General features: G+C 71.4%; 11 protein-coding genes and 1 pseudogene. 2 read left to right on the top strand and 10 right to left on the bottom strand.

Annotated features, from left to right (window positions below; all coding sequences use genetic code 11):
* From EL493_RS23950 to EL493_RS23965, 4 genes are all read right to left on the bottom strand, one after another.
* Complete coding sequence (locus tag EL493_RS23950; protein ID WP_019050341.1) at positions 1-813, bottom strand: IclR family transcriptional regulator; 813 nt, start codon at positions 811-813, stop codon at positions 1-3.
* A 242-nt stretch (positions 814-1,055) separates the two neighbouring features.
* Positions 1,056-3,305 (bottom strand): ATP-binding protein, encoded by a 2,250-nt coding sequence (locus EL493_RS23955; RefSeq protein WP_051719578.1) that lies wholly within the window; start codon positions 3,303-3,305, stop codon positions 1,056-1,058.
* Positions 3,306-3,420: 115 nt separating this feature from the next.
* Entirely contained in the window at positions 3,421-4,653 is a 1,233-nt protein-coding gene (locus EL493_RS23960; protein ID WP_022566034.1) for an SPFH domain-containing protein, read from the bottom strand.
* A gap of 3 nt (positions 4,654-4,656) precedes the next feature.
* Positions 4,657-5,088, bottom strand: a complete 432-nt coding sequence (locus EL493_RS23965) for an NfeD family protein (RefSeq protein WP_019050344.1) — start codon at positions 5,086-5,088, stop codon at positions 4,657-4,659.
* A gap of 142 nt (positions 5,089-5,230) precedes the next feature.
* Here EL493_RS23965 and EL493_RS23970 point away from each other — a divergent pair.
* Both EL493_RS23970 and EL493_RS23975 read left to right on the top strand, forming a co-directional pair.
* Positions 5,231-6,042, top strand: a pseudogene (locus tag EL493_RS23970) (DUF3097 domain-containing protein).
* Positions 6,043-6,112: 70 nt separating this feature from the next.
* Positions 6,113-6,928, top strand: coding sequence for a hypothetical protein (locus EL493_RS23975; RefSeq protein WP_019050346.1), 816 nt, complete (start codon positions 6,113-6,115; stop codon positions 6,926-6,928).
* Positions 6,929-6,932: 4 nt separating this feature from the next.
* On the opposite strand, the gene EL493_RS32500 is transcribed toward EL493_RS23975, so the two are convergent.
* The 6 genes from EL493_RS32500 to inhA all read right to left on the bottom strand — a co-directional run bounded on the left by EL493_RS32500 (position 6,933) and on the right by inhA (position 12,517).
* Complete coding sequence (locus tag EL493_RS32500) at positions 6,933-7,361, bottom strand: hypothetical protein (protein WP_019050347.1); 429 nt, start codon at positions 7,359-7,361, stop codon at positions 6,933-6,935.
* A 103-nt stretch (positions 7,362-7,464) separates the two neighbouring features.
* Positions 7,465-8,469 carry a hypothetical protein gene (locus EL493_RS23985; protein WP_022566033.1) on the bottom strand — a complete coding sequence of 335 codons (1,005 nt, stop codon included), beginning with the start codon at positions 8,467-8,469 and terminating at the stop codon, positions 7,465-7,467.
* A 318-nt stretch (positions 8,470-8,787) separates the two neighbouring features.
* Positions 8,788-9,855: a hypothetical protein gene (locus EL493_RS32785; protein WP_030203611.1), complete on the bottom strand. Its 1,068-nt coding sequence runs from the start codon at positions 9,853-9,855 to the stop codon at positions 8,788-8,790.
* Positions 9,856-10,114: 259 nt separating this feature from the next.
* Positions 10,115-10,513, bottom strand: a complete 399-nt coding sequence (locus EL493_RS23995) for a hypothetical protein (protein ID WP_022566031.1) — start codon at positions 10,511-10,513, stop codon at positions 10,115-10,117.
* Between the two features lie 86 nt (positions 10,514-10,599).
* Positions 10,600-11,658, bottom strand: coding sequence for a ferrochelatase (locus EL493_RS24000; protein ID WP_019050350.1), 1,059 nt, complete (start codon positions 11,656-11,658; stop codon positions 10,600-10,602).
* Positions 11,659-11,683: 25 nt separating this feature from the next.
* Positions 11,684-12,517 (bottom strand): NADH-dependent enoyl-ACP reductase InhA, encoded by an 834-nt coding sequence (gene inhA / locus EL493_RS24005; protein ID WP_019050351.1) that lies wholly within the window; start codon positions 12,515-12,517, stop codon positions 11,684-11,686.
* Positions 12,518-12,586: the final 69 nt, after the last annotated feature.

Raw genomic sequence — 12,586 nt, forward strand, 5'->3', positions numbered from 1 at the left:
TCAGTGCCACCGCCCGTAGCGCGGGAAGACCGCGCGGGCGGCCTCGTCGGCGACCTCGACGAGGACCCGGGCCAGCCTGCTCGTCCCCGGCGCCCGCGCGCCACCGAGCCTGCCCGACAGCGACAGCGCGCCGACGGCGCCCGGCACCCGGCCGCGGATCGGCACCGCCACGCACACCACGCCGGCGACCGACTCCTCCCGGTCGACCGCGACCCCCTGATGCTCGCGCACCCGGTCCAGTTCGCGATGCAGCTCGGCCCGCTGTCCGATGGTGCGTGCGGTGAGCCGCGGCAGCCGCTCCCGGAACGCCAGCTCGACCACGCTCGGTTCCAGCGTCGCCAGCAGGGCCTTCCCGATCGCGGTGCTGTGCGCGGGCATCCGACCGCCCAGGCGGGTGGGAATGGCGTCGCCACAGCGGCCCGCCGCCTTGTCCAGATAGAGCACCTCGGGCCCGTCGAGGACCCCGAGATGCCCGACCATTCCCGTGCGCTGGCACACCTCCTGCAGCAGCGGGCTCACCGCCTCCCTGATCTCGTTGTGTTCGACGGCGAGACCGCCGAGTTCGAGTGCCCTGGTGCCGAGCCGGTAACCGCCGGGAGCGTGCGCGAGCCACCGCAACCGGACCATCTGATCGATGATGCGGTGCACGCTCGACCGCGGTAGCCCGGTCCGTTCGGCGACATCGAGCAGGGTGCGGACCGGGATCGTCCCGTCGAAGGCGTCCAGGATCAGCGTCATCCGCTCGATCATCGAGACCGGCGGCACGCCGCCGCGCTGGGCCTGCCGGGGCTGGACGGGCACGTCGACCGTCATGGGGTCACCTCATCACTTCTCGCTGGTGTTCCCCCTCACAGTGCCGTCACGACACCGCCGGGAAATCCCGGAAACTACGGAGATCGGCCCCGGACTACGGATCTTCGCCGGCTCGGTACACCGGCGGCTCCGTCCACCTTCGGCACAGCGCGATCCCGGCGGCGGATCCGGTCTCACTCAGCGGCGGCCGGACTCCGTCCAGCGGGATCTGCCGGTCCCCGAGCGCCGGGGACGCGGCACAGTCAGAGGGTGTTGCGGCTGGCCCAGGCGGCGACCTGGGTGCGGGAGGTGAAGCCGAGTTTGGTGAGGATGTGGTCGACGTGGCTCTCGGCGGTGCGGATGGAGATCACCAGTTCCTGTGCGATGCGGCGGTTGCCGTACCCGCGCGCGAGCAGCCGGGCCACATCGCGTTCCCGGCGCGTCAGCACGTCCGGGCCCGCCGGTGCGGCGACGGCGGGCGGCGGCGGTGTCGTGTCCATGGCGTAGTCGACGGCGTCGTCGAGCGGCAGCGCGGCGCCCGCGTCGAAGCAGGCCGCGAACTCCTGCTCGCCCAGCGCGTCCTCGACCTGGTCGCGGACCCGGTGACCGATGAGATGGGTCATCGCGTGCGCCAGCCGCTGCGAACTGCCTTGGCGGACAGTGGAGGCCGCGCCCATCAGCCGCGCCGCGCGCACCGGGTCACCGTCCGCGGCCGCGGCCCAGGCCAGCCCGTCCACGCTGGTCGCCAGCCAGGCGCACCGGTCGAAGAGCCGGAACAGCTCGATCGAGTGGCGCAGCGCGCGGATCGCGGCCTGCTGATCGCCGTCGCGCCACCGCTGGGTGCCGACCGCCCAATACGCGAGCCCGCCGAGCAGATGCGAACCGTGCTCGGTGGTCAAGGTGAGCAGACGCTCGGCCATGACGCCGGCCAGCGGGTCCTCCAGCGCCAGCGCGCACACCGCGCCGAACGCCAGGCTCTCCATCTCCACCCGCAGGTGGGCGCAGTCGCGGGCCACGCTCGAGGCCGCCACGGCGATGTCGAGCGCCGTGCGCAGCTCACCGGCACCGAAGGCCAGCACCGCCCGGGCCATGTCGGCCTCGGCCAGCACCTCCACCGAGCCGGATTCGACGGCGATCTCCACGCTGGCCGCGGCGAACTCCCCGGCCGTCGCGGTGTCGGAGAGCATGGCCGCGATCACCGAGGACGCCGCCAGCGCCCTGGCCCGGTCGACGCTGCGTTCGGTGTCCCGGGCCAGTGCCTCCGACAGCCAGCGGTACCCCTCCAGCAGGAAGTGGCAGTGCTCCCAGAACGGCCACAGCTCGGTCGCCAGGCCGAGCGCACGCCTGCCCCCGGCGGGATCGTGGAGTGAGAATTGCAGCGCCGCACGGAAATTGGCGTGCTCACGGGTGACGGCGCGGAACCAGTCGACGTCGGCGCCGCTCCAGTAGTCGGTGCGTCCACGCCGCGCGAGCCGGTAGTAGTACTCCCGGTGCGCGACCCGGACCGCGTCCTCCTCGCCCCGCGCCCGCAACCGATCGCGGCCGAACTGCCGCAGCGGCTCGAGCATCGTGTACCGGCCGGTGCCGTCGGCGCCGGGCCCGTAGACCAGCACCGATTTCTCCACCAGCCCGGTCAGCGCGGCCAGCAGCGCCTGCGGCGGACCGATCAGGCAGACCGCCTCGGCGGCGTCCACGTCGAGACCGCCCGCGAAGACCGACAGCTGCTCCCAGAGCCGCTGCTCGTCGGGCGTGCACAGGTCGTAGCTCCAGCGGATGGCCGAGGCCAGGGTCTGCTGCCGGTGCGGTGCGGTGCGCGGGCCGGTGGTGAGCAGGCCCATGGCGTCGTCGAGGCGGGCCAGGACCTGTTCGGGGGTGAACATCCGCATCCGCAGGGCGGCCAGTTCCAGCGCGAGCGGGATGCCGTCGAGGCGCACGCAGATCGCGGCGAGGGTGGCCGCGTTGGCCGGGGTCCGCCGGAAGGCGGGATCCGCGGCGCTCGCCCGGTCGACGAGCAGCCGCGCCGCCGCGCTGTCCAGATCGCCCGAGCCGGGGTCGGGCACCGTGAGCGGCAGCACCGGCAGCACCTGTTCGCCGGGTACCGCGAGCGGCTCGCGGCTGGTCGCCAGGATCCGCAGCCCGGTGGTCGCGGGGACGATCCGGTCGACGAGCGCCGCGCAGGCGCCGATCACGTGTTCGCAGTTGTCCAGGATCAGCAGCAGATCGCGGTCGCCCAGGAAGTCGGTGAGCACGGTCAGCGGGGCGCTGGTGTCGTCGCGCAGGCCCAGCTCGCGCGCCACCGTCGAGGCCACCAGGTTCGGATCGCTCACGTGGGCCAGCTCGACCAGCCACACCCCGTCGGGGAACGCCCGCTGCACGGCCTCGCCGACCCGCCTGCTCAGCCGGGTCTTGCCGACCCCGCCCACCCCGGTCAGCGTGAGCAACCGGGTGCCGCCGAGCAGTTTCCTGGCCGCCGCGACGTCGTCGTCGCGTCCGACGAAGCTGGTCACTTCCACCGGGAGGTTCCCCGGCACACGCCTGCCCACGTCCCTACTCTCGCACGCGTGGCGAGGCCGGGCGGCCGCTTTGCCCACGAGCCGGGAACCGCGGCGGGTTCCCGGCGGCGACGGGTCAGCCGTGCTGGGGCGGCTGCCAGGGACGGCCGAGCTGATCGTCCGGGTGCGCGGTCTCCGGCTGCGGCGCCACCGGCGGCGGCGACGGCAGCGAAGGGTTCGGCGCCGGCGGGGTTTTCGGGCGCGGCGGCTCGAAGCCCTCGACCGGCGTACGGGCGGTCGCCTCGGCGGCGCGCACCGCCTGCTCGATCTTCGGGTCCGAGGCGGTTTCGAACCAGTCGGCGACGTCGGAGTCGTCCTCGATCTTCACCGGCTGTTCCGGCTCGGGCGAGGGCTCGTAGCGGAACACGCCGTCCTCGCCCTTGGTGGCGAAGTTCTGCGCGAACCCTTCCAGCGCCTTGCCGAAATCGCTGGGCACCAGCCACACCTTGTTGGCGTCGCCGCGCGCGACCATCGGCAGCGTCTGCATGTATTGGTAGGCAAGCAGTTCCGGGGTGGGCTTGCCGTTCTTGATGGCGGCGAACACCTTCTCGATGGCCTTGGCCTGACCCTGGGCCTGCAGGTAGGAGGCGGCCCGCTCACCCTGGGCGCGCAGGATCCGGCTCTGCCGTTCACCCTCGGCCGACAGGATCGCCGACTGCTTGGCGCCCTCGGCGGACAGGATCTGCGCCTGCTTGGCGCCCTCGGCCGTCTTGATCTGCGATTCGCGGGTGCCCTCGGCGGTGAGGATCATCGCGCGCTTCTCGCGGTCGGCCTTCATCTGCTTCTCCATCGATTCCTGGATCGACGGCGGCGGATCGATGGACTTGAGCTCGACGCGGGCCACCCGCAGGCCCCAGCGGCCGGTGGCCTCGTCGAGGACGCCGCGCAGCTGGTTGTTGATCTGGTCGCGGGAGGTCAGCGTCTCCTCGAGGGTCATGCCGCCGACCACGTTGCGCAGCGTGGTGACGGTGAGCTGCTCGACGGCGGCGATGTAGTTGCTGATCTCGTACACCGCGGCCTGCGGGCTGGTGACCTGGAAGTACACCACCGAGTCGATCTGCAGGGTGAGGTTGTCCTGGGTGATCACCGGCTGCGGCGGGAAGGACACCACCCGCTCGCGCAGGTCGACCTTCGCGCGGACGCGATCGGCGAACGGGACGAGGAACGTCAGCTGACCGGACACGGTGCGCGAGTAGCGCCCGAGCCGTTCGATCACCGCCGCCTCGGCCTGCGGGACGAGTGCGATCGATTTGAAGACCACCACCACGACCAGCAGGACGAGGACGGCGGCAACGATCAAGGCAACCATTGCTCAGGGACCCTTCCAGACGACGGCGGTGGCGCCGTCGATCTTCATCACGTAGACGGTCACACCGGCCTCGTACACCTCGGTGGGGTCGAGCGGCCGCGCCGTCCACACCTCGCCACCGAGCTTGACCTGACCCGAATGTGCCGCCACCTGTTCGAGGACGAGCGCCGACTTCCCCGGCAGCGCATCGACATTCGTCGGCACCGGCGGCGGGGTGCCGAATTTGCGGCGCAGCACCGGCCGCACACCGAGGAACAACACGGCCGAGACACCGGCGAACACCAGGGCGTCGCCCCACAGCGGGAGATCCGCCGCGGCGCTGATGCCCGCGGTGCCCAGAGCGGCGACACCGAGCATGAGCAGCGTGAGATCCCCGGTGAGCATTTCCGCCGCCGCCAGGACGATGCCCGCGATCAGCCAGACTATTGCGGCCACACCTCCACCCTAGCCGTGAAAACCGGTTTCCGGGCGGGCTCGCCACCCCCGGCCGCGATCGTGCGCTCCAACCGGTTTCGCGTGCCGCTGCCGCCGGTTCGGGCGCCGCGCCTCTAAGCTCGGCCGGGTGAGTGGGCGTGACATGTACGGCGGCGACATCTATTCCGGGCACCAGCGCACCAAGAAGACCCCGGTGCCGAAGGTGAGCGCGGACCGCGATCTGGTGGTGGAGGACGCGGCGAGCGGATTCTGTGGCGCCGTAGTCGGTTTCGACCGCAGCTACGACGGCGACTTCGTCAAACTCGAGGACGGCCGCGGCGCGGTCCGGCTGTTCGCGCTGCGCGAGGCGGCGTTCCTGATCGACGGCAGGCCGGTGACCCTGGTCCGGCCCACCGCGGCGGCGCCGAAGCAGCCCACACGGTCGGCGTCCGGGTCGACCCGGGTCGAGGGCCTGCGGGCCCGGGTGGCCAGGACCAGCCGGATCTGGGTGGAGGGTGTGCACGACGCCGCCCTCGTGGAGCGGGTCTGGGGCCACGATCTGCGGGTGGAGGGCGTCGTGGTCGAGCACCTCGAGGGTCTGGACAACCTCGGCGCCCGGCTGACCGAGTTCGGGCCCGGTCCCGGCGCCAGGGTGGGCGTGCTGGTCGACCACCTGGTGACCGGCTCCAAGGAGACCCAGCTGACCACCGGGCTCGGCCCGCACGTGCTGGTGACCGGGCATCCGTTCATCGACGTGTGGCAGGCGGTGCGGCCCGCCGCGGTCGGGATCGACGCGTGGCCGGTGGTGCGCGCGGCGAGGACTGGAAGACCGGGATCTGCGCGCGGCTGGGCTGGGGTACCCCGCAGGAGGGCTGGCGGCGGGTCTACGACGCGGTCGGCTCGTTCCGGGATCTGGAGGCGCCCCTGATCGGGGCCGTGGAACGGCTCATCGACTTCGTCACCGAACCCGAGTAGTCCAGGCGCAGGTCAGACAGGTACTCAGTGCCCGCACACGAAGCCGGGCAAACCTTTATGCTCGATGATTATGTGCTCTCCCAGTGCCACGCTGACGCTGTGGGCCGGCTCCTGGCTGGCCGGTACCAGCGCGCCCGACGACCTGTTGGAGGCACTGCACGCCTGGGCACCGCGGCACACCCTCGCCGCCGGCGATCCCGTGACCGGCGGCCGCACCGACCTGCCGTGGACCTCGCGCGGCGAGGCCGCGGGAACCGGGGTCATGCCCCTGCTCAAGGTGATCCGCGAGGCCATGGCCCCCGCGGGCGCCCAGCTGCGGCTGGTCCTGCCCGCCGCCGGTGACGTGCGTGGGCTGCCCATCGGCACGGCCTTCGCGGCCGACGCGGTGGACGCCGAGGAAGGGCTGCTGCTGGGAGTGCCCGGCGAGCAGGGCGCCGGTCTGATCCCGCAGTGGGACGACGACGAGACCCTGCAGTGGACCGTCTACAGCGTCGAGATCCCGCGGACCAGCGGGCCCGACATGTCACTGGGCGAAGCGGAATACACCATGCGCGAATCGGTGCGCGACGCCGCCGACGCGCTCATGCGACTGCACACCACCGCAGTCGGTTCCGGCGACGCCGATCCGCGCGAGCAGATCGAAGCGCAACTGGCCGCCTACTCCCGGCACGCCTACCCCGACTCGATCCCGTTGCGCGCCAAGCGCATTCTCGACACCGCCGATCACGTGGCGGCGATCCTCACCGTCGCCCAGCACGAGCCCGCGTCGTCGCCGACCTCGGCCAGCGCGCTCGGCGCGCACGAGTCGCTGCTGCGACCGCTGTGGAACACGATCCGGCAGGCCCGGCTGGTGGCGGTGCACGCCGCCGCCGGACCCGGCCGGTAGGTCCTCAGCGCCGGTACGGCTGCTGGTACTGCGGCTGACCCGGGTAGGGCGCGTACTGCTGCGGGTACGGCATCGGCTGCTGCGGCGGATACGGCTGCGGGTACTGCCCCTGCTGCGGGTACGGCGGCGGATAGTGGCCCTGCGGCTGCTGCGGGTAACCCTGCTGGTACTGCGGCGGATACGGCTGCTGCGCGACCGGCTGCGGATAGGGCTGCCGGTACTGCTGGGGCGGCAGCTGCCGCGGCGCGTCATTGTTCGAGCTGTACTTGCGGATCACGACGATGAGCACGATCAGCACGACCACCACCAGGATGGTGATCCACAGCCAATCCGGCAGGCCGATGCCGACGCTCGTTCCACCGCCACCACCGCGCCGGGCCTGCACGGCCTCGGTGAGTGCCAGTGTGGTCACCGGCAATTCGGCATGATTCATCGGGCCTCCCCCGTAACGACTGTCCACCTTCCCTCGAAGGTCTGCGCGCAGATGCTAGCGCAGTGTGCGCGCGAAGCGGCAAGTGCCGGTTGGCGTTCCGGATTCACCGGCAGTCATGAGGTGGCGGTACCGCACCCGTGGGAAAGAAGTCGATGCGATTGGCGTCCGAGCGCGGGAGCAGGAAGGCCACGCCGTTGTCCTTGTTCCACGAGGCAGGCAGCAGCAGGTACTGGTTGCCCGACTGCAGCACGAGTTTCAGCCCGTCGTAGCGGAAGTGGTAGGCGGAATCATCGGCGGGACAACGGAGTTCGACGACCCCCGGCGCCGCCAGCCCCAGCCGCTTGTCCGAATAGACCGATACACTCGGCTGCTCGGCGAACTCCGCGACCTGCTCGACCGCCCGGCCCGTACCGACCGCCGCGGAGTAGTCGGCGACCGCCCAGAACAGCCCGACACCGATCAACACGAACACCGCACCCCACTCCCCCGCCGTGAGCACGTCACCGGCGGGTTCGTTCCCCGGCTCGGCCCGGCGCCACCGTACGGCCGACACCACCAGCACGATCCCACCCACCAGGCACAGTCCCGGCGCGCCGACCACCGTCCGCAACGGCGTCGCCACGACCATATTGAGCAGCCCCGCGGCGACGAGCACGACCCCGGCGACGATGGTCACCCGCACCAGCACCCGCCGCTGCACCCCACTCATTCGCGGCACCACGAACTCCCGGATCACCCTCCGGCACAACAGATACCCCAGGAACAGGCACGCCCCCGCCGCGAGCGGGAGGAACAGCGGATCCTGACTCCGCATCAGATAGTCCTGCGTGGTCAGCCCGATCGTCGTCGAGTTCACCCCGAAGTAGTCGAAGAACCAGTACGCGTGCGACCACCCGAAGAAGAACAGCAGCGCGGTGATCAGCGTCATCGGCGCGGCAATATTCCGGATCATCACCCCGAGCCGGGTCAGACCGGACTCCGTGGGCGGGGCCGCCGCCGCAGTTCCGGCCGATGGTTCCCGGGTCGGACCCGGCGTCGCCGCGCCCGTCGAACGGTGCGCGCCGTTCCCGGAATGCGCCGCGCCGGAGGAGTGCGTTTCGGTGCTCATCTCGTCGTCCTTTCCATCACGGTGCCACCGCCGGACCGCAGCCAGTGTGTCCCGGCATCGCCGATGCGCCCGCCCGGTTGTGCCGCCGCCAGTGCCCGTGCCACCGCCGGTCGGGTCCTGTGACGACCGCAGGCAAGGCGGTTGCTCCGGTCCAGCTGTTCATGACGGTCTCCGTGTCCATCCCGTCAACCACCGGACTGCCACGGGGGCGTCTCGGGGTCGCCGGTGCCGGAGCCGGACGGGTCGAAGACACCGCCCGTCGATCCGCTGGTCGCCATGCCATGGGTCGTCTCGCCAGCGCTGATTGCGGTCGTCCCGCTACTCTCGCCACTGCTGCCGCCACCCCGTGGTACCCCCAGTGGTGCCTCCTCCGCCGCTGGTCTCGCCCACGCCACCAGCCGTTCCGCCTCCGGTGCCTGTGCCACCGCCAGTCGACCCCGCGCCACCGGTTCCGTCACCGCCCGAGGCGCCGCTGATCCCGCCGACGCCTCCGGTCTCGCCACCGCCCCCGGTTCCACCGATCCCGCCCGTGTCCCCGGTCCCGCCGGTGCCGCCCGTGCCACCGGTCCCGCCGGTGCCGCCGGTGTCGCCCGTGCTGCCAGTCTCGCCGTTGCCACCGGTGCCACCGTTGCCACCGGTGCCACCGGTGCCACCGGTGCCGCCGGTCTCGCCAGTGCCGCCAGTCCCGCCCGTGCCACCGGTGCCGCCGGTCTCGCCAGTGCCGCCAGTCCCGCCAGTCCCGCTGGTGCCGTCGCCGGTGGCCGGGCATGGTTCGCTGCCGGAGAGTTGCACCGTCACCGCGGTGCCGGCGGCGACTGTTCCGCCGCTGGGTGACAGGCCGCCGAAAGTGCATTCCCGTTCGTCGGGATTCGTGATGACGTAGGACAGGGGGAGGCAGTTCGCGTCGTGGCCGGCTTCGGTGCAGGCTGCGGCGGCGGCGGCTTCGATGCGGCCCTGTAGTTCCGGAGTGAAGGTGCTGCCCACTTCCTGGAACGAGGGGATCTTGACCGGGGAACCTTTCGCCTGGTTTCCGCCGGGCGGCTTCGGTGCGGGCGGTGGAGCACCACCGGCGGGCGGGCGTGAGCCCGGGCCGACCGGGGCGCCCGGGGCGCCGTTTCCGCCACCGGACTGTCCGATCGGGCCGCCAGGTGCCTGTCCGCCACCGGCATTCTGACCGCCGGATGACGCCCCGCCACCGAAGTCCTGCCCACCGGACGATTCGCCTCCTCCGGAATCCCGACCGGTGGGCGATCCCCCGCCCGGGTCCTGATCCGCGGAGGCCGAGTGGCCGGGGCCGGCGGCATCGGTGGAGATCGGGTCGGCCGCGGGCCGCACACAGCTGATCGTCAGCGTGGCCGCGGCAGCCAGCGCGGCGAGCGCCGCCACTCGGCGCAGACGGGTCCCGGCAGGGTCGCTCGCCCGGTGCCGGGCACTCGGCCCGGAAACCCGGCGCGGGGCCGACGTCGGATCAGGTCGAACCGGTTCGCATCGCATCGTCCTCTCCTGTCGTGCAGGTGGGACGAGAATGCGCCCCGAAGGTTCCGGTGCGCGCGCGTAAGCGACTACTCGACTGTTCCGCGCGAGGGGCACGGGCGTCCGAGGTACGCGGGCCTACCGACATCCGGAGGGCACCGCCGAGGACGGTTCAGAATCCGCCGAGTGCCGTTTTCAGGTCGGGGACGTCGAGGACGACCAGGGTCTCGTCACGGACCACCGGGCACGTCTGGGTGGTGACGGTGTCGACGATGTTCCGGTTCCAGGAGATGGCGGAATTGGCGACGGTGTCCTGGACCGTCCACAGCTTCATCGCCCCGGTGAACGCCACCCGCGCCACGCGGGGACCCAGCGCGTGCCAGGTGCCCTTCTGTCCGTCGAGGATCCCGCACAGTTCGTCGACCGAGGGTTGCGAGATGGTGGGTTCTGTCGGGGTGGGGCCCGCGTCGTCGTAGCCGGAGTCGTTGCCACAGCCGCTGATCCCGAGGGCGGTCGCGGCCAGGACGAGCAGCAGGCCCGTGGACCTGGCACGGCGGGTCATCGAACGCATCGGAAGTCCTCCGATCTGTCGAGCACAACACCGCAAAGCCTACTCCCCGCACCACACCGGCCCGGCGAATGTTTATCCGGTTGTGTTCAGGACCGCGCCGGACGCGCTGCCGGGGCGCAGCATCCGGGCGCACAGAGCGCACCGTCGACGGTGCAGCCGTAGCCGGGGACCTCGCCGAGTTCCCGGACCGCGCCACCGGCGAGCTGCTCCTGGACCAGCTCGACGATCATCCGGGAGAAGCGGGCATCGGTGCCGGGCGTCCCCGCGCGCGCGAAGGCCATCCCGAGTTCGGCCGCCTTGTCGGCCGCCTCGTTGTCCAGGTCCCAGATCACCTCGAGATGGTCGGAGACGAAACCGACCGGGCACACCACGACGGCGTCGATCCCCTTGCCGTGCAACACTTCCAGGTGGTCCACGATGTCGGGTTCCAGCCACGGCACCTGCGGTGGCCCGGACCGGGACTGCCAGACCACGTCGTAGTCGGCGAAACCGGTTGCGGCGGCACACAATCGGGCCGCTTCGGCGACCTGCCTGCTGTAGAGCCTGCCGCCGTCGGCCGGCGGGCCCGCGGCGATGTCGGCCGAGACGGGGATCGAGTGCGCGGTGAACACCAGGCGCGCACCATCGCGCCGGTCGGCAGGGAGACGGCCGAGCGCGGCGGTGACGGCGTCGGCGAACGAGGCGATCAGCAGCGGATGATCGTAGTACTGGCGCAGTTTCGTCAGCTGGGGCGCGTCGGCGCCGACGGCGGTGCGGGCGCGGGCGATGTCCTCGTCGTACTGGCGGCAGCCGGAGTAACCACCCCAGGCCGAGGTGGGGAACACCAGCGCCGAGCGCACACCGTCGGCGGTCATCGTGGCGACGGTGTCCTCCACCATCGGATGCCAGTTGCGGTTGCCGAAATACACCGGCAGGTCGAGTCCGGCGTCGGCCAGATCGGCCTCGAGCGCGGCGATGATCTGCCGGTTCAGCGCGTTGATCGGCGAGACCCCGCCGAAATGCAGGTAGTGCTGGGCGACCTCGTCGAGGCGCGCGCGGGGGATCCCGCGACCCCGAGTGACGTTCTCCAGGAAAGGAATGACGTCCTCGGGGCCCTCGGGGCCACCGAAGGACAGCAGCAGCAGTGCGTCGGCGGAGCCGGACACGGTCCGCGCCTCCTTCGTCTCGGGATCAGTTGGTGAAGTTCTCCGGGAACCACATGTTGTGGCTGGCACCGCCGTCGACGTAGATGATCGAGCCGGTGGTGGCGGGCAGCCAATCCGAGAGCAGCGCCACGATGGACTTGCCCACGGCGCGCGCGTCGGCACCGTCCCAGCCGATCGGGGAGGCGCCGTCCCAGTACTCGTCGAGCTGACGCAGCTGCTTGGCGTCGTCGGTGGCGGTGCCCGCGATGGCCTTGGCCGCGAGGGTCTTCACCGGACCCGCGGCGATCAGGTTGGACCGGATCTTCTTGGCGTAACCCACTTCCCGGGCCACGTACCGGTTCACCGATTCCAGCGCCGCCTTGGAGACGCCCATCCAGTTGTAGTACGGCATCGCCACGCGCGGATCGAAGTCCATGCCGACGATGGAGCCGCCCTCGTTCATCACGGGCAGCACGGCGCGGGCCAGCGAGGCGTAGCTCCACGCGGAGATCTCGAAGGACTTCGCCACATCGGGGCCGGGGCCCTCCAGGAACGGCACCGCGTCCGGGCCCATCAGGGTCTTGGGCGCGAAGGCGATCGAGTGCAGCACGCCGTCGACGCCCTCGGGCGCCAGCGCGCGGATGGCGTCGGCCAGCGCGCCCAGGTTCTCCTCGTTGGTGACGTCGAGCGGAATCGCCGGCGGCACCTCCTGCGGCAGGCGCTTGGCGATGCGGTCGATCAGCCGCAGCCGCTCCGGGATGCCGGTGATGATCACCTTCGCGCCCTGCTCCTGCGCGACCGCGGCCGCGCTGAACGCGATCGACGAATCGGTGATGATGCCGGTGACCAGAATGGTCTTGCCTTCGAGCAGTCCGCCCATGAGTTTTCGGTTCTCCTGAAATCTGGTGGTCGTTTCGTACGCCACCGGATTGTCGGCGGCGCGGTGCGA

It is taken from the genome of Nocardia asteroides (assembly GCF_900637185.1).
Lineage (GTDB): Bacteria > Actinomycetota > Actinomycetes > Mycobacteriales > Mycobacteriaceae > Nocardia > Nocardia asteroides.